Annotated in this window: 15 protein-coding genes; 5 read left to right on the forward strand and 10 right to left on the reverse strand. The window is 54.3% G+C overall.

The window, feature by feature from the left end; all coding sequences use genetic code 11:
• The first annotated feature begins 25 nt into the window (after positions 1–25).
• Positions 26–799, forward strand: a complete 774-nt coding sequence (locus ACERJC_RS08810; protein WP_286633496.1) for a DeoR/GlpR family DNA-binding transcription regulator — start codon at positions 26–28, stop codon at positions 797–799.
• 93 nt (positions 800–892) lie between these two features.
• Here the strand turns inward: ACERJC_RS08810 and bglB are convergent, their stop codons facing one another.
• The 5 genes from bglB to flhB all read right to left on the reverse strand — a co-directional run bounded on the left by bglB (position 893) and on the right by flhB (position 7,500).
• Positions 893–2,032 (reverse strand): beta-galactosidase BglB, encoded by a 1,140-nt coding sequence (gene bglB, locus ACERJC_RS08815; protein WP_178825784.1) that lies wholly within the window; start codon positions 2,030–2,032, stop codon positions 893–895.
• Positions 2,033–2,036: 4 nt separating this feature from the next.
• Entirely contained in the window at positions 2,037–3,620 is a 1,584-nt protein-coding gene (locus ACERJC_RS08820; protein WP_373671477.1) for an MFS transporter, read from the reverse strand.
• Positions 3,621–3,882: 262 nt separating this feature from the next.
• The gene (gene flhE / locus ACERJC_RS08825) at positions 3,883–4,275 is read right to left on the reverse strand and encodes a flagellar protein FlhE (protein WP_152404074.1); all 393 of its coding nucleotides are present in this window, start codon (positions 4,273–4,275) and stop codon (positions 3,883–3,885) included.
• A complete protein-coding gene (gene flhA, locus ACERJC_RS08830) occupies positions 4,275–6,353 on the reverse strand; it encodes a flagellar biosynthesis protein FlhA (RefSeq protein WP_373671478.1) in 2,079 nt (692 codons plus the stop codon). Before flhA ends, flhE begins: the two co-directional genes overlap by 1 nt.
• Positions 6,346–7,500 (reverse strand): flagellar biosynthesis protein FlhB, encoded by a 1,155-nt coding sequence (gene flhB, locus ACERJC_RS08835; protein WP_373671479.1) that lies wholly within the window; start codon positions 7,498–7,500, stop codon positions 6,346–6,348. The genes flhA and flhB overlap by 8 nt, the downstream gene beginning before the upstream one ends.
• A gap of 512 nt (positions 7,501–8,012) precedes the next feature.
• Here flhB and ACERJC_RS08840 point away from each other — a divergent pair.
• The 4 genes from ACERJC_RS08840 (at position 8,013) to ACERJC_RS08855 (ending at position 13,030) form a co-directional block, all read left to right on the forward strand.
• Positions 8,013–8,567 carry a fimbrial protein gene (locus tag ACERJC_RS08840; protein WP_178824123.1) on the forward strand — a complete coding sequence of 185 codons (555 nt, stop codon included), beginning with the start codon at positions 8,013–8,015 and terminating at the stop codon, positions 8,565–8,567.
• Between the two features lie 72 nt (positions 8,568–8,639).
• Positions 8,640–9,335 (forward strand): fimbrial biogenesis chaperone, encoded by a 696-nt coding sequence (locus ACERJC_RS08845; protein WP_373671480.1) that lies wholly within the window; start codon positions 8,640–8,642, stop codon positions 9,333–9,335.
• Positions 9,332–11,866 carry a fimbria/pilus outer membrane usher protein gene (locus tag ACERJC_RS08850; RefSeq protein ID WP_373671481.1) on the forward strand — a complete coding sequence of 845 codons (2,535 nt, stop codon included), beginning with the start codon at positions 9,332–9,334 and terminating at the stop codon, positions 11,864–11,866. The genes ACERJC_RS08845 and ACERJC_RS08850 overlap by 4 nt, the downstream gene beginning before the upstream one ends.
• A 12-nt stretch (positions 11,867–11,878) precedes the next feature.
• Complete coding sequence (locus ACERJC_RS08855; RefSeq protein WP_373671482.1) at positions 11,879–13,030, forward strand: fimbrial protein; 1,152 nt, start codon at positions 11,879–11,881, stop codon at positions 13,028–13,030.
• A 51-nt stretch (positions 13,031–13,081) separates the two neighbouring features.
• Here the strand turns inward: ACERJC_RS08855 and cheZ are convergent, their stop codons facing one another.
• Genes cheZ through tap form a run of 5 tightly spaced genes read right to left on the reverse strand, consistent with a single transcriptional unit; the run spans position 13,082 to position 17,677 of the window.
• Positions 13,082–13,726 carry a protein phosphatase CheZ gene (gene cheZ / locus ACERJC_RS08860; protein ID WP_152404067.1) on the reverse strand — a complete coding sequence of 215 codons (645 nt, stop codon included), beginning with the start codon at positions 13,724–13,726 and terminating at the stop codon, positions 13,082–13,084.
• Positions 13,727–13,736: 10 nt separating this feature from the next.
• Positions 13,737–14,126, reverse strand: a complete 390-nt coding sequence (gene cheY, locus ACERJC_RS08865) for a chemotaxis response regulator CheY (protein ID WP_042318379.1) — start codon at positions 14,124–14,126, stop codon at positions 13,737–13,739.
• A gap of 17 nt (positions 14,127–14,143) precedes the next feature.
• Entirely contained in the window at positions 14,144–15,193 is a 1,050-nt protein-coding gene (gene cheB, locus ACERJC_RS08870; protein ID WP_152404065.1) for a protein-glutamate methylesterase/protein glutamine deamidase, read from the reverse strand.
• Positions 15,190–16,056, reverse strand: a complete 867-nt coding sequence (gene cheR, locus ACERJC_RS08875; RefSeq protein WP_042318377.1) for a protein-glutamate O-methyltransferase CheR — start codon at positions 16,054–16,056, stop codon at positions 15,190–15,192. Before cheR ends, cheB begins: the two co-directional genes overlap by 4 nt.
• A 19-nt stretch (positions 16,057–16,075) precedes the next feature.
• Complete coding sequence (gene tap / locus ACERJC_RS08880) at positions 16,076–17,677, reverse strand: methyl-accepting chemotaxis protein IV (RefSeq protein WP_371894918.1); 1,602 nt, start codon at positions 17,675–17,677, stop codon at positions 16,076–16,078.
• Between the last annotated feature and the right edge of the window lie 44 nt (positions 17,678–17,721).

Raw genomic sequence — 17,721 nt, forward strand, 5'->3', positions numbered from 1 at the left:
ACGCGCCGTAAATAAGAGAGGAAGAATGTTTGCAGAAGAAAGACAGGAGAAGTTGCTCAGTATTCTCAGGGAAAAACGCAAAGTCACTGTTTCTGAAATGTGCGATCTCTTTAATGTATCCGGCGCAACCATTCGAGCCGATCTCCGTCAGTTGGAAGATGAAGGGTTGCTTACCCGAACGCATGGCGGCGCCGTTCTCCGTACGCGGGCGAGTTTTGAACAGGCTTCTGACACCCGCGAAATTGTCAACCTGAGCGCTAAGGAACGGATTGGCCAGCGCGCGGCGGCGCTGGTTGAAGATGGCGATATTATTGTGCTGGATACAGGCACAACGACCCTACACATCGCGCGTAATATCCGCGATCGGCAGAACGTGACCGTGGTGACCAATGATTATCAGATCGCTCGCGAACTGGAATCCAGTCCCTCAATTCAGACCATCCTGCTGGGCGGGATCGTGAAGAAAGGATACCACTGTGTGGTGGCGATCAACGGACGATCCATTCTCGATACGCTGAACGTCGATAAAGCGTTTATGGGGACCAATTCGCTCTCGCTCAAACAGGGCGCCTGTGTGGCCGACATTATGCTGGCAGAAACAAAACGGGGCATGGTTGAGCATGCAAGCCAGGTGATTATCGTTTGCGACTACAGCAAACTGAAGAACACGTCACTGGCTCAATTTACCTCAGCAGATCGTATCAATACCATCGTGATTGATCGCTTGCCCGATGAGGCAACAGAGTATCGCAATGCGGGTATACAGATTATTTCCCTGGATGAAGAGGCACGCCTGTAGACTTTAGCGTGGTGAAGTGCCCGGATGCGGCGACTGCCTTATCCGGGCTCCCCGTCACACCGTCCCGAAGGACGACGCGTTCCGGAGGAAAGGTCAGAAGTACTTGCGTAAATACTCCGTCAGACACAGCATCGCCATTGCCTGGCCGTAGGGCATGGACGTCAGCGGTATCGCCCGATAGAAATCAAGATCGTGCCCCATTCCCGTACCGAAAGAGGTTTGTAGCAGTTCTCCTTGCGGTGAAATGTTCCGCACAATTCCGCGAATCGCTTTTTCCGCCACGTCGGCATATTCCGCGCTGACATACCGTTTACGCACGGCTTTTAAAATCCCGTAAGCGAACCCTGCAGTGGCGGAAGCTTCCAGGTAGGAATGCGGGTCGTCAAGCAGCGTATGCCACAGTCCGCTCTCATCCTGACAGTTCGCCAGCGCGGCAATCTGCGCATTCAGCACCTGCACCAGATAGCGGCGTACGGCGTTGTTTTCCGGCAGGTTCACCAGTTCGAGGAAGTCCGGGATCACAATGGTTAGCCAGCTATTGCCGCGTGCCCAGCGGGCGTTGGCAAAGTTATGATGTCCATCGTAATTCCAGCCGTGGAACCACAGGCCGGTCTCCCGGTCCATCAGATTCTGTACGTGCAGCAGAAACTGATAGGTCGCCTCTTCCACGTATTCAGGCCGGTTAAGCAATTGTCCAATTTTCGCCAGCGGCAGCACCGTCATCATCAGCGTGTCATCCCACATCTGCTGATGGTTCTCTTCCGCCAGCGTGATGTGCTGCATGCCGCCATGATCGGTGCGCGGCATCTCATACATCGCCCATTCCGCCCATGCGTCGAGCCACGGCAGATAAGCCGGGTTACGCGTCTCTTCATAGCGATACGCCAGAGTCAGGAACGGCGCCATCGTGTTGACGTTTTTGGTGGTGGTCCCTTCGGCAAAACGGTCGGCGAACCAGTTGTCGATAATATCGCGCATGGTCTCGTCACCGGTCTGCTGGTAGTACTGATACATCCCATACAGCCCAACGCCGTGCGTCCATTCCCACCCTGCCCAGCCTTTGGTGTCTATCACGCGTCCGTCGTCCAGGCGCAGCAGAAATTGACCAGTCTCGTCCTTGATGTTCACCAGATTGGTTGTCACCGTCTGAATTAACGTTTTCAGTTCTTCCCGGGAGATAAAACGTTCCGGCTGACGCAGTAATGCGCTATGTTTGACAGGCCAAACCTTCATATCCTTAACCTCTGTTGTAAGTCGAATTCAATATCGCAGCCTGCTTCAGTGAGGGAGCCGCTGGTTTGTTACGATTCAGATAACCAATGTTGTTGTTACCCCAAAGTGATTCATACGGCAGTCCGGCGAGCATCTCGACGGTGGCGCGCGCCTGTGGCGTAATGCTTTCCGGCATTGCGCAGCCTGACTCGCGCATTTTCGCCGTCTCTTCGCGCAGCGTGCTGTGGGTTTGCAAATTCAGTTTAAAGCGCAGGGAGACCAGGAAACCGCAGGCCAGCACCAGTAGCGTACCGCAGCTGAGGATCAGCAGGATGGTATGGCTGACCGCTTCAGGCTGCGTGCTCTGCCCTGAGACAAAGCCTGACATTTGCATGACAATGCCGACCAGCATCACCGCTCCTGCCTGTGACGCTTTACGCGTCAGGGTCATGATCCCAGCGAAGATCCCTTCGCGGCGCTGACCGGTAATGACTTCATCCACATCCGCAATGTAGGTGTAGGTGTTCCACGGTACATAGTTGATACCCCCACGCCCCAGACCTGCCACCGCGGAAACCAGCAGTAACAGAGAGTAGACATCGCTCAATCCGGCGTAGTAAAGCACCGCATAAGAGAGTGAACTCAGACCGAAAAGTACCACCACCATTCGGTAGGATGGCGCAGGTCCAAAACGGATACATAGCGGAATCATGGCGATGACTGCAATAAACTGGAAGATAGCCATCGTTCCAAGCAGATTCGACGCCATTGAGGCTTCCTGCATCAGGACAAACACGACGTAATAGGTAAAGACCGCATTGAACACGTCCTGCGCAATATAGCCGCCGAGGTACATCCCCAGATGCTGACGGAATATCTTAATCCGCAGTGTGGAGCTTAACTCTACGAACAGGCGGTTCATGCTCTGGCTGAACGTCAGGCTCTTTTTCTCTTCTTCCGCACGCAGCGCGGCTTCTGTCCACTCTTCACGCGGACGTTCCCAGGTAAAGAACCAGACAAAGGTCAGCATCAACGCGCACAGTACCGAGAACACGAGGCTGGCATAAAAGAAGGAGATCGGGTTGTCCTTGCCGAAAGCAGTTAACAAAATGCCGGGCAAGAAAGAGGCCAGAATCGCGGACATTTGCGCCATACCGATACGCGCGCCGGAAAATTTAGTTTTCTGTTTGAAATCATCGGTCATTTCCGGTACCAGCGTCTCGTAAGGCACTAGGATCATGGTATAGACGATATCAAACAGCAAATAGGTCAGCAGGTAATACCAGAAGCTCATATCCCCTACCCACATCAGTGAGTAGCTGAATACGCACGGGATCCCCAGCAAGATAAAGAATTTACGCCGACCAAAGCGCTTGCCGAGCCAGCTGGAGCCGAAGTTATCGGTCAAAAAGCCCATCAGCGGACTGACAACGGCATCCAGCACCCTTGCGGCCGCAAAAATGAAGGTCGCTTCGATGGGAGAAAGTCCGCAGAAGGTTGTATAGAAATAGAGCAGCCAGGCTGCCGTAAGCGCCGTGGTGCCTGCGCCCAGGAAATCGCCTGAGCCATAGGCGAAATAATTCACCAATCCAATTTTACGTGTTTTCATCACCGTTAACCCTGCAAATGGTTGGGGGACTCCCGGCCGGTTGGCTGCGCCAGGGGAGTACTTACACGGCTACAGTAAAAGCTTACAAAGTGGGATACCTTTTCGTTTTTGCCACCTGTTGGAGTGAAATGGCAAAAACGCAAAGAGACCGGCAACACGTGTCACCGATTTATAAAACAGCGTTTCTTTTAGATCAAAAGGTGAGGCCAAAAATGCGAGTCAGGCAGCAATTCAGTCCGCTGCCTGATGAGGAGAATAACCGTTATTGATAGTTCACAATCACCTGATTGCTCTGGACTTTTAATGCGGGAATTAAACGACCGCCGCCGGGAACTTCCCAGATGAAACGCAGCGGTTCAACGGCGGGCACATTGCTAAATGCCATCGTTGTGCCGCTCTGTCCCTCTATCTCCACGCAGCGGGATTGCGAGCATAAGCGCACCCGTAAGCCAGCAGGCGTCGGGCCATTCAGCTCATAACGCCAGGCGACCAGCGTCATCAGACCCGAGACGGGCTGGCTGGATGAAAGCGGTGCCGACGACGCTGACACACCACGATGATTCAGAGTAATACCGATGCTGCTGGCCTGCCACGCTCCTTCCCCAGCAGCCTGTAACGTCAGCGGGAAGAGTAGCAACCAAAAGAGTTTGCGCATTATTTACCTCCAATAGTCGCCGTCATGCGGATGTTACGGTTATCGGACAACTCCATGTTCGACAGCACCACCAATTGCGGCAGGCTGCGGCGCAGGAAGCGTGACAGCAATGGACGCAACGCATGGTTAACCAACAGCACCGGTGGCGCGCCCAACATCTCCTGACGAGACAGCGCCTCCTGGGTTTGCGCCAACAGACGGTCGGCAAGACCCGGCTCCAGTCCACCGCCGCCCTGTAGCGCCTGCAACAGCAGACGTTCCAGCGCGGTGTCGAGGCCAATCACACTGACTTCATGGTTACCCGGGAACCACTGCTGAGTAATGGCGCGGCCCAGCGCCACGCGAACCACCGCAGTGAGTTCATGCGGATCGCTCTGCAACGGTGCATGTTCTGCCAGCGTTTCCAGAATGGTACGCATATCGCGAATCGGCACTTTTTCGTCCAGCAGATTCTGCAGCACTTTATGCAGCGTGGTCATGGTTACCACGCCAGGCACCAAATCTTCGGTCAGCTTCGGCATCTCCTGTGACACGCGATCCAACAGTTGCTGCGCTTCCTGGCGACCGAACAGTTCAGACGCATACTGACCGATCAGGTGGTTCAGATGGGTGGCGACCACGGTACTGGCCTCCACCACGGTAAAGCCCTGAATCTGCGCCTGTTCTTTTAGCGCGCTTTCGATCCAGATAGCGTCCAGGCCAAATGCCGGATCAACCGTCTGCTCGCCCGGTAACGTGCCGGCCGCGGTACCAGGGTTGATCGCCAGCCAGCGTCCCGGATAGGCGTCGCCGCTGCCAATCTCAACGCCTTTCATCAGAATGCGGTAATGCGCTGGCTGGAGATCCATATTGTCGCGGATGTGCACTACCGGCGGCAAAAAGCCCATGTCCTGGGCGAACTTTTTACGAATACTGCGGATACGCCCCAACAGTTCGCCATCCTGCTGAAAATCGACCATCGGGATCAGACGATAGCCCACTTCCATGCCAAGCGAGTCTTCCAGTTGCACATCGTTCCAGGTGGCTTCCACCACCGAATTATTTTCCGGAACTTTAGTTGGCTGCGGCTCGGCAGGCGCCTTCTGTTCACGACCCCGGATCCACCAGGCAAGTCCCAGCAGCGCGGCGGTAAACATCAGGAAGACGAGGTTCGGCATCCCCGGTACCAGACCCAGCAAACCCAGTACCGCGGCACTGAGCAACATCACCCTGGGGTTACTGAACAGTTGCCCGACCATCTGCTCGCCAACGTCCTGATCGGTACTGACGCGGGTGACGATGACGCCCGCCGCCGTTGAGATCACCAGCGCCGGGATCTGCGCCACCAGACCATCACCGATAGTCAGCAGGGTATAGCTTTCCGCAGCATGCCCCATGGACATACCGTGTTGCAGCACGCCCACCAGCAGACCGCCCACGACGTTGATCACCATAATCAGAATACCGGCGATAGCATCACCGCGAACAAACTTACTCGCACCGTCCATCGACCCGTAGAAGTCGGCTTCCTGGGTCACTTCAGAACGACGTTTTTTCGCTTCATCTTCGCCGATAAGACCGGCGTTAAGGTCAGCGTCAATCGCCATCTGTTTACCCGGCATTCCGTCAAGGACAAAGCGCGCGCCCACTTCGGCGATACGCCCGGCACCTTTGGTGATGACCATGAAGTTGATGATGACGAGGATAACGAACACCACGATACCGATGGCGAAGTTGCCACCGACCAGGAAGTGGCCGAACGCTTCAACCACCTTCCCCGCTGCCGCCGCGCCGGTGTGCCCTTCCATCAAAATGATACGGGTGGAGGCCACGTTCAGCGCCAGACGCAGCAGCGTAGTAAACAGCAGAATGGTCGGAAACGCGGCAAACTCCAGCGTACGCTGGGTGAACATCGCCACCAGCAGCACCATGATCGACAGCGCGATGTTAAAGGTAAACAGCAGGTCAAGGATGAACGCCGGCAGCGGCAGGACCATCATCGACAGGATCAGCAGGATGAGGATCGGCCCGGCAAGGATCTGCCACTGCGTGTTTTTTATGTTGTTGGGCAGGCGCAGCATCGCGACCAGATTAGCCATCAGTAGTCTTCTCGTTCATAAAATCCAGAGCTTCAGGCACCGGAAGATTTGCAGGTTGTGGTGGACGTTCCCCACCGGCGAGTCGCCAGCGTTTAAGCTGCCAGACCCAGGCCAGCACTTCCGCGACGGCGGCGTACAGTTGCCCCGGGATCTGCTGACCAATCTCAGCATGACGATAAAGCGCACGCGCCAGCGGCGGCGCTTCAAGCGTGGGAATTTTGTTCTCGGCACCGATCTCACGAATACGTAACGCCACAAGTCCAGCCCCTTTCGCCACCACTTTCGGCGCGCTCATCTTGTTCTCGTCGTACTGAAGCGCCACCGAATAGTGCGTCGGGTTGGTAACGATGACATCGGCATTGGGGACGTCGCTCATCATGCGTCGACTCGCCGCCTGGCGCTGCATCTGCCGGATACGTCCTTTCACGTGAGGGTCGCCTTCGTTCTGTTTAAATTCGTCGCGGATGTCCTGGCGTGACATGCGCAATTTTTTCAGATGGCTCATGATCTGGAAAATCACGTCGAATCCGACCATCGGGATCACGCCCAACACGACCAGCAGCGCACACAGCCCGACGAGATCCATCGCGTTGCCCATCGCCGTACGCGGTGACTCCGCCATCAAACGCATCATCTCCGGCCAGTTGTGCCACAGATACAGCGCCGTCACGCTGCCCACCAGCGTGGATTTCAGAATCGCCTTCAGCAGCTCCGCCCCCGTCTGCGCCGAGAACATACGTTTGATGCCAGGCAGTGGGTTGAGCTTGGAAAATTTGGGTTGCAGCGATTTACCGCTAAAGACCAGACCACCGAGCAGAACCGGCGAGATCAGCGCCACCAGCACCACGCCGGCGATCAGCGGCAATAGCGCGATCATCGCTTCTTTAATCAGCAGTATGATTTGCCCGAGAATCAGATTGGGGTCATTGACCATGCTGTGGTCAAAGCGCAGTCCCGCTGACAACATGCCCGACAACCGTCTGGCCAGCGACTCGCCGCCAATCCAGATAATGCAGACGCCCACCAGCAAAATCAGCAGTGACGTCAGTTCTCTGGAACGGGGTATCTGCCCTTCTTCCCGCGCTTTTTCAAGTCGGTGGGGGGTGGGGGCTTCTGTCTTGTCGTCGCTCTCGCTTTCGTCCGCCACGGCTTGCATCTGTGATGATTTACGATAGGCTCATTTTGCCCTTCCAGATGCAAAGCAATGCGAGGAACAGAGGGGTGATTCCCTGCTTTTTTAGCCGTTTTGCGCAAGGGCGTCGCATCGTGACGTGGTTATCGTTTTTTTGAGTCTTATTTTGGACTCTGAACATTAATTAATAATTGACTACTGCGCAGAGCATTACACTTCATTTTTAAAATGAAACAGAAATAACCGCATTACAAAACAATAACCAAACATAAATTAACAAAAAGACAATGCATACGCATAAATAAAACAACGAAAACTATTCACATTTTTTATCCAATGATTTATAGCAATAATGAATTTCATGACATTTATTTTTGAAATATTATTTCTATTTCATTAGCGTTGTTAATACTTTCGAATTTTCAGGGAGTGGAGTATTTTACCTATCCAGTAGTCTCTATTTTCATTTTATTAGTGAAACAGATATTTAATTATTGCAATGACGATTAGCCAACATGGAGAGTGTAATGCGTCTAAAAATAATGTTAACGTTAATGCCACTGTTAATGCTCAATTTTACAGTGGCCAGGGCCGATGAAACCAACGCGGGTACCATCCATTTTACCGGTGAAATTGTTAATCCCAGTTGTAAAATTGCAGGGGATAGTGGAACAGACAGTACCGTCTACCTTGGTTCATATTCCCCCAGCTATTTTACCGGTGGCGTGACAAAATCTGATGATACTCCCTTTACCATTACACTGACCGGTTGTCCGCTGGCAACAACCGGGTTGGATCACGTTCAGTTAACCTTCAAAGGCACCGTCATTAGCGGACATGACGAACTTCTGGCACTGATTGCTGGTGGTGCTTCAGGCGTTGGCATTTCGGTGAGTACGGAAACGGACCCAACCGTCGATCTTGATATGACCGGAAAGGATGGTCAGACGTCGATTCCGCTACCATCAACAGCAAGTGATATAAACCTGAACATGCTCGCCCGCTATGAATCCTATGATTCAACGCCTATCACCCCTGGCGATGCGAAAGCAGATATGACAGTCAACATTCTGTATCGTTAGACCCCCTTTTCATTAACAGATAATAGTCTGCACAGCGGCAGGCTATTATCTGTCATGTTATGAAGGAATAAAATGCGCGTATTACCACAATTTGCTCCGTTAATAATATTCTGTCTTCTTTTTTCTTCTACGATAAAAGCAGGAGGAATTCAACTTGGCCGTACGCGTATTATCTATTACGCTAATAAAAAAGAGGCAGCCCTTCCGCTGATTAACTCGGAAAAGGAACTTCCCTGGCTTGTTCAGTCATGGGTGATGAATGCCGACAATAAGACACGAGCGCCTTTTATTATTACGCCACCGCTGTTTCGTTTAAATCCACAGTCTGAACAAAGCCTGCGGATCATACGCACTGAAAACATAGCCGTAACAGATAAAGAATCACTCTACTATCTCGTTGTCAGAATGATTCCCGCCAGCGATCGTCAAAGCGAACAGAATAACGTCCTGCACCTTATCTACAAGACGCAGATCAAGTTGTTCTTCCGCCCTTCGGGTCTGAACGGGAGCGCTGAAGATGGCTGCAGGCAGCTTCAGTACAGCCGCTCAGGCAATCAACTCCAGATCGAGAACCATAGCGATTTTTACAGCGTCTTTGACTCCGTGTTCGTCGGCAGCACCTTACTGCGCACAGCGGATATGGTTCCCCCTAAAAGCCGCGTCACGCTGGAAATGGGGGCAAACGCGACGGCACAGACCGTTTCATGGCGCTGTATCAATGACTACGGCGGAACGTCCGAAAAATTCACCGCATCGTTGAAATCATGAATACCCGCGTGCAGTTATTTAGCCATTCCTGCCACCGTGCCTGTACGCCACTCCTGCACGGTCTGGGTGGTTTATTACTGCTGAGCTGTCACATGCTGTACGCGCGCGAATTTTATTTTCAGCCTGGCTCACTGGAAGGGGGAGATAACGCGCCACAGGCGGTGGATCTGGCTATATTCTCGAACCCTGCGGCACAGCTTGCGGGTAACTACCCTTCGCATATTCTGCTTAATGACAACAAAATCCAGGATCGGACGCTGACGTATATTAACGCCGAGGATGGTAGCCTGGTTCCCCTTCTGACGCCGAAGATGTTGCGCGAATGGGGAATCAACATTGACAGCTTTCCTGCACTGGCGGCAGCCCCTGAAGACACGCCGTTGAAAAGCGCACTCGGTACGTATATTCCGGCGGCGAGCGCGTCATTCGACTTTCAACAGCAAAACCTGCATCTCAGCATTCCGCAGATCGCCGTGCAAACAGTGAACGCAGACGCTATCGACCCTTACCGCTGGGACGCAGGCGTGCCGGTAATGTTCGCCGATTACGCTTATAGCGGCCATGACAATCTCGCACACAATCAGCGTCAGTCTGACAGTCAATACCTGAACCTGCACAGTGGCGCTAACGTTGGCGGCTGGCGGTTGCGTAATTACGGCACCTGGTCGGATTCGGCCGATAAGCGGAGCTGGCAAAACATTGCCAGTTGGATTCAGCATGATGTCCAGTGGCTAAAAGCACAGTTTGTCGCCGGTGAGAGTAGTACCCGTGGTGAGGTATTTGATAGCCTTCAGTTCAGCGGCATTAATATCGCTTCTGACGACGAAATGCTGCCAAACAGCGAAAGAGGGTATGCACCGATCATTCGTGGAACGGCTTACTCGAATGCCGTGGTGACCGTTAAACAAAATGGCTACACCCTTTATCAACAGAACGTGGCGCCGGGTGCCTTTGAGATCAACAATCTGGCCGCCTCCACCAACAGCGGCGATCTGGAAATTAGCGTACAGGAAGCGGATGGCTCCGTACGCACCACCACCCAGCCTTTTTCCAGCATTGCGCTGATGCTGCGCCCGACCCGCCTGCGTTTCGAAGCGACCGCCGGGCGCTACCGGGCAGACAACGGCAGCAACGACAAAGAACCTGAATTCGTCCAGGGAAGTGCTATTTATGGCTTAACCAACCGGCTAACGGCCTTTGGCGGCATAACCGCAGCGCAAAATTATAACGCCATCAACACTGGTGTCGGCGTCAGCCTTGGTACCCTTGGCGCAGTCTCGACGGATGTCACGGCGGCGCGAACCGAACTCGACTCCGGCAGAGTTAGCAGCGGTCAGTCATGGCGGGTGCTTTACTCTGCGGATATCACTCCCACCAATACGCATTTTTCCTTTTCAGGCTACCGTTACTCGAGTAAAGGTTATTACAGTTTCTCCGAAGCTAATCAATGGCAGACAGCCGATTCGGCAGACGAGACTCTGGATCATAAACGTCACCGACTTCAGGTTAACATCAGCCAGTCACTGGGCAACGGGAGTCTTTACCTCAACGGCTATCAGCAAAATTATTGGGATAATAGCCGCAGCGATCGTTCCCTCTCCGCAGGGGCGAGTTATAACCTGATGGGCATTAGCTACAACCTGTCGCTCACATGGGATCATAGCAGCAACAGCGAAGACGATCGTTCGCTCTATCTGGGGTTAACGGTGCCGCTAAGCCGCTGGCTGCCTAACAGTTGGGCGACCTACAGTCTCAATAACAACCAGCACGGCACTACCTCGCAAAACGTCGGGCTCAATGGCTCACTGCTGGCCGATAACAGCCTGAGCTATTCGCTTTTGCAAAGCCACAGTAACCAGAGTTCGCAGGACAGCAGCAGTCTATACGGAACCTGGTATGCGCAATACGGCAGACTCAATGCCGGTTATTACACCGCATCCGATGGAGCTCGCCAGCTCAGCTACGGCGCCAATGGGGCGCTGGTTGTCCATCCTCATGGGGTCACGCTGTCGCAACCGCTGGGCAACCAGTTTGCCATTGTCGATGCTGATGGCGCAGCGGGGGTGGCTTTTCAAAATCAGCGCGGTATTCGTACCGACATGTTTGGCAATGCGGTCATTCCCTCGCTTTCTGCGTATCAGGAAAATCATATCAACGTTGACACCACAATGCTGCCGGATGATGTCGACAGCAATAACACCTCAGCAACGGTCGTCCCTTCCCGTAACGCTGCTGTGGTAGCGCATTTTAGCGCCCGTCGGGGCTATCGCGCGCTGATTACGCTGGTGCAATTGTCAGGAAAACCGCTGCCTTTTGGCACGATGGTGACCTCCGGGGACGGTTTGCTCAGCGGTATTGCCGACGATCAGGGCATGGTGTATCTCGCCGGACTCAATGAAACCGTCACGCTCAACGCCAAATGGGGGAATCAGGGTAGCGATACGTGCACTGCAACGCTGACCACAGATGGAGAGACACGTCAGGCAACGGATGTCTCCGGAATCAGGCGCATCACGGCGCTATGCAAATAAGAAGGTGGATAAATGAACCTGTCTCACTATCGTAAGTCCAGGCGTATCGGCAGTAGCCGTCTGAAGGTATGGCTTCTATTGTCAGGACTCCCCCTCGCCTGTCAGGTCAGCGCGGCCACCTATCTGGATAACTGTTTCCCGGTAAAGGGTGAGGTTAATGTCACGCTGAATTACGATCTCACTCCGGACGATAATAAAGCCGGTAATAAAATTTCGGCGGCAACAAGCTTTGTCTTCCCTGCCGTTTCGCATCCGGCGCAGTGTGGAAGCTGCCCAAGTGTCACAGCCTCCACAAAAGAAAAAATCTACAGTTACAGAACCACGCCTCTGACTGGCGGAAGAATAGCCAAATACGGCAAACTTACGGATAACATCGATATTCAGATCTCCGCCTTCGGTGATACCGTGGCAGGAAGCACCGTAGTGACGGTTCTCGACACCTACCCGCAAGCCGCCCCAACCACCAGCATAAATGAGGGCACCAATGACGAGGCGACACAAACACTATGTGCGGTGAGCCCTGTCGCTGGAACGCCTCAGCGCGAATTCAACTGGAACAAGATCACCGCCTCGTTGTATATCGCAGCCCCCATCTTCGGGAAAGAAATCATTCCTTCTCAGCTAATCATGACGACTCACGTGTGCATATTATCCAGCTCGACGGGGGGCTGTAACTTCTCATATGCTGATACCGCGTCGCTGATGTACATCTCCGGGGCCATTAGCGCCCCGCTAAGCTGTACGATAAACGCGGGTAGCGTCATCAATGTCGACTTCAATACCCTGGCCAACAGTAATTTCACCACGAAGGGTAAGCCTCCCACAGGATTCGCCCTGCGCGATGTGGATATCAAATTTCACTGCGACAGCACTGCAGTCAGCAATAGCGATAAGATCAAACTGACCCTGACGGCGGATCAGGGCGTGAGTGATACGGATGGATTAATTGCCAAAATGATTGGGCGCGATGATATTGGCGTACGGATGTACGACAGCGACGATCATGACGTACCGCTGGATGGAACGAAGGACTTCCCCATTGTGCTCGACAGCAATGGCGATGGTCACATTCAGATGACTGCCGCCCCGGTCGCCACCACCAGCAGCAAACCTGCCGCGGGCAAATTTGAAGGCAATGTTACCGTGAAAATGGACATTAAATAGCGTCGTCCGCTCTCAGAGATGCCCCCTAAGGGCCATCTCTGAACCGGCAATTTAGAACCCTAAGCTATCCAGCAAGTCATCCACCTGGTCCTGGCTGGCGACCACACCGGCTTTACTGGTATCAACCTGCGGCCCATTCAACAGGCTCTCGCTTTCGCGTTTAGGCCGAGCGCCCTGCTCCGGAATGTTTTCCAGCAGCACCATCAGCAGCTGACGTTCAATTTCCTGAATCACATCCATCATGCGCTTGATCACCTGACCGGTCAGATCCTGGAAATCCTGCGCCATCATGATGTCGAGCAATTGCGCGTTGGTGAAACTGGTATGTCCAGGCACATCACCGAGGTATTTGCGCGTATCCGTCACCAGTTCGCGGGCGTCTGAGAGCTCAATCGGGTTTTCGAACCACTCGTCCCAACGCTTGCTCAGCGCCTTCGCCCCTTTCTCCATTTCGTCCTGATGCGGCTGGGAGGCCTCAACGCTGTTCAGGGCGCGTTCAGCCGCCTGCGCGGTCATCTGTACCACATAGTCCAGACGATCGCGGGCATCGGGAATGGCTTCTGCCGCTTCGGCAATGGCCTGATCCAGTCCCAGTTCGCGCAGACTGTCACGCAGCATACGGGTCAGGCTACCAATGCGGGCAATGATATCCCCGGCAGAATGTTCATCTACGGGTTTAATCGATGGTTGCATCATGGTCAGCCCCTTACATGCCCAGTTTCTCAAAGATTTTATTGAGCTTTTCTTCCAGCGTCGCCGCAGTGAACGGTTTCACCACGTAGCCGCTGGCACCGGCCTGCGCTGCGGCGATAATGTTCTCTTTCTTCGCTTCTGCCGTCACCATCAGCACCGGCAGTGAGGACATCCCACCGTCCGCGCGGATAGTTTTCAGCAACTCGAGACCGTCGATGTTCGGCATGTTCCAGTCGGAAATCACAAAGCCAAACCCACCTGCCTGCAGTTTATTCAACGCATCGGCGCCATCTTCGGCCTCTTCCACGTTGTTAAATCCCAGCTCCTTAAGCAGGTTACGCACGATGCGGCGCATGGTGGAAAAGTCATCCACAACCAAAAATTTAAGCTCTTTATCCGCCATAAAAAATTACTCCTGATTCAAATACGTATTGCCTGTCCGGCACTGATTTTCGCCAGCATCTGCTGGCTTACCTGACTAAGATCGACCACTTCGCTGACGCCACCCATATTGATGGCTTCGCGCGGCATGCCGAACACCACACAACTTGCTTCATTTTGCGCAATCGTCCAGGCACCCGCCTGGTGCATCGCTAACATTCCGGCAGCGCCGTCGTTGCCCATTCCCGTCAGGATCACTCCGACGGCGTTGCGCCCCGCATGAATCGCTACCGAATGAAACAGCACATCCACCGACGGTCGGTGCCGGTTAACCGGCGGACCGTCATGAATTTTGATTTGATAGTTTGCCCCGCTGCGCGACAGCTCCATATGCTTGTCGCCCGGCGCAATGTAGGCATGCCCCGGCAGAACGCGCTCGCCGTCCTCCGCCTCTTTCACGGCTATCTGACACAGTTTGTTCAGACGCTCGGCGAACGAGCGGGTAAAGCCTGGCGGCATATGCTGCGTAATAATGACCGCCGGACTGGAGAGCGGCAGCGGTTGCAGCACATGGCGAATGGCCTCGGTGCCGCCCGTTGAAGCGCCAATCGCAATCAGCTTTTCCGAGCTGAGCAGCGGACCCGCTTTTAAGGTCACCGGAGCCTCGAGCGGTTTATGGGCCGTCAGACGCGCCCGCGACGCCGTACGCACTTTCTCCGCAATCATCTCGCTGTAGGCCAGCATCCCTTCACGGATCCCCAACTGCGGCTTAGTGACAAAATCAATCGCCCCCAGTTCCAGCGCCCGCAGCGTCACTTCCGACCCTTTCCCCGTCAGCGATGACACCATCACCACCGGCATCGGACGCAGTCGCATCAGCTTTTCAAGAAAATCAAGGCCGTCCATCCGCGGCATTTCGACGTCCAGCGTCAACACGTCAGGGTTATATTTCTTGATTAAGTCTCGGGCGACGAGTGGATCCGGCGCGGTTGCCACCATCTCCATATCGCTATGGCTATTAATAATTTCAGTCATGATTTGGCGCATCAATGCAGAATCATCGACCGACAACACCCTGATTTTACTCATGCTTTACCCTTACTTAGCGCATAAACCGTTTGCCCGCGCAGGCTAAAGTCGCGCACGAGGTTACTAAAGTTCTCTGAATGCCCGGCAAACAGCAGACCATCAGGCTTAAGGAGAGGGACAAAACGGCGCAGGATGTCCTGCTGCGTCGTTTTATCGAAATAGATCATTACATTGCGACAAAAAATAGCGTCAAACGGCCCCGGCACGTTGTACTGCTTATCAAGCAGGTTAATCACGGAAAACTCGACGTGGCTTGCCAGTTCCTGACGCACGCGCACCAGCCCATCATGCGGGCCCGTTCCGCGCATGAAATAGCGCTGTAGCTGCTGCGGCGACAGGGTCTTCAGTTCGTCCAGCCGATAGATCCCGCTGCGGGCCTTTTCCAGCACTTCGGTGTCGATATCGCTGGCAAACACCTTCCAGCGTCCCGGTGCCGTACCCAGCGTATCAGCCAGCGTAATGGCGATACTGTATGGCTCTTCACCGGTCGATGCCGCGGCGCTCCAGACCCGATATTCGCCGCTGTGGCGACGGGCACTTTCCGCTAATACTGGAAAGTGGTGCCCTTCGCGGAAGAAGGCTGTCAGGTTGGTGGTCAACGAGTTGATAAAAGCCTGCCACTCTGCGCTGCTTTGATTGGCTTCCAGCACGCTGAGATAGTCGCCAAAATCATCCAGCCCCAGCGTACGCAGTCGACGAACCAGGCGGTTATAAACCATATCCCGCTTGTGGTCCGCCAGCACGATCCCCGCGCGCTGGTAGATTAATTGACATATCCGACGAAAGTGCGCGTCAGACAGCGCAAGGCGCTGGGTCATCTGTAACAATAATGACGTTTGCCCGTTGGGCAGAGATGATGTCATAGCGCCTTCTCAATCACATTCAGGATACAACGGGCACAGCCTGCAGCGGTGCCGATTCTTGGTGTGTTACTACGTGTTCTTCCAGTTTGAAAACCGCCACGCGGGCTGACAGCGAGTCGGCCTGATGCGCGAGTTGGTCGGTAGCCGCGGCGGCTTCTTCCACCAGCGCGGCGTTCTGCTGCGTCACCTGGTCCATCTGCGTGACCGCCTGCGCCACCTGTTCAATCCCTCTGCGCTGTTCGTCTGACGCCGAGGCAATCTCGCCCATGATGTCGTTGACCCGCGTTACCGAGCTCACGATTTCCGTCATGGTGTGTGCAGCGGTATTGACGAGTTGCGATCCCTGGTGGACGCGATTCACCGACTCTTCAATCAACCCTTTAATCTCTTTCGCTGCCTGAGCGCTGCGGCTCGCCAGGTTGCGCACCTCTCCGGCAACCACGGCAAATCCACGCCCTTGCTCACCGGCCCGCGCCGCTTCAACCGCCGCGTTCAGCGCCAGAATATTGGTCTGGAAGGCAATGCCGTCGATCACCCCGATGATGTCGCCAATCTTTTGCGAACTGGCGGCAATCGCCTGCATCGTACTGGCGACGTTCGTGGCCTGATCGCCACCGGTTTTCGCGGTGTCGGCCGCGCTTTTTGCAAGCACTGAAGCCTGACGCGCGTTGTCGGCGTTCTGACCGACGGTGGCGGTCAACTGCTCCATGCTGGCCGCCGTCTGTGCCAGCGACGCCGCCTGCTGCTCGGTGCGTGAGGAGAGATCGTTATTGCCCATCGCAATTTCGGAAATCCCGGTATGCATCGCCAGACTGCCCTGACGCACGTCGCTGACGGTTTCCCGCAGCGCCTGTTGCATCGCCTTCAGGCTGGCGAAGATCGCCGAAATCTCATTACGCCCGTAGACCGCGATCGGACGCGCCAGGTTACCGTCGGCAATGCTGTCAAAATGACTGCCGATAATCGCCAGCGGCTGGACGATCATTTTGCGTGACCAGAACAGCGCCCCGGTGGTTAACAGTGCAGCAATAATCACCATGCTGATAAAGATCGCCGCCGACATGTGATAGTTGTTCTTGCTCTGTTGCCCCGCCACCACCAGCACATGATTAATGTTCTGCTGCCAGGCGTTAAAATTAACGTCAAAGGCGTCCTGCGACGCCTGCACTGGCGCGGTCAGAAAGTCTGACAGCTGGTTGTTCTCAAGCCAGGTGGCCTGATGCTCCAGATCGCTGTGCCACTGGGTGAAGCTTTTCTCCGTTGCGTCCTGCAAGGCTTTCCCCTCCTGGGTATTCACCTCTATCGCCCTGAAGCTGTTAAACAGCGTGCCGGATTGCGCCAGACTTTCGCGCGCGATAACCATCAGACTTTTGATGTCATCGGGCGGATAGCTCAGTGCTGTTAACGTCCCGGCCTTGTTCAGGGCGGTACTCGCCTGTAATAAAACGGCGCGCGTTTGTGCCAGCGCCGCGCGTTGCTGATTACTCTGCTCGACCTGATTCAGGCTCTGAAAACCGTCCCGAAATGCCCAGAAAGACAAGCCATTACTGCCGATCTGCAATACACCACAGAGGATCAAAATCAAAAACAGCGTGGTCGAGATTCGAATACGATTAAACATCAACGCTCCCATCAGGCGGCAACGGCCGCAGTGTTAAAGTTCGG

The organism is Citrobacter telavivensis, from assembly GCF_041807075.1.
Taxonomy (GTDB): domain Bacteria; phylum Pseudomonadota; class Gammaproteobacteria; order Enterobacterales; family Enterobacteriaceae; genus Citrobacter_A; species Citrobacter_A telavivensis.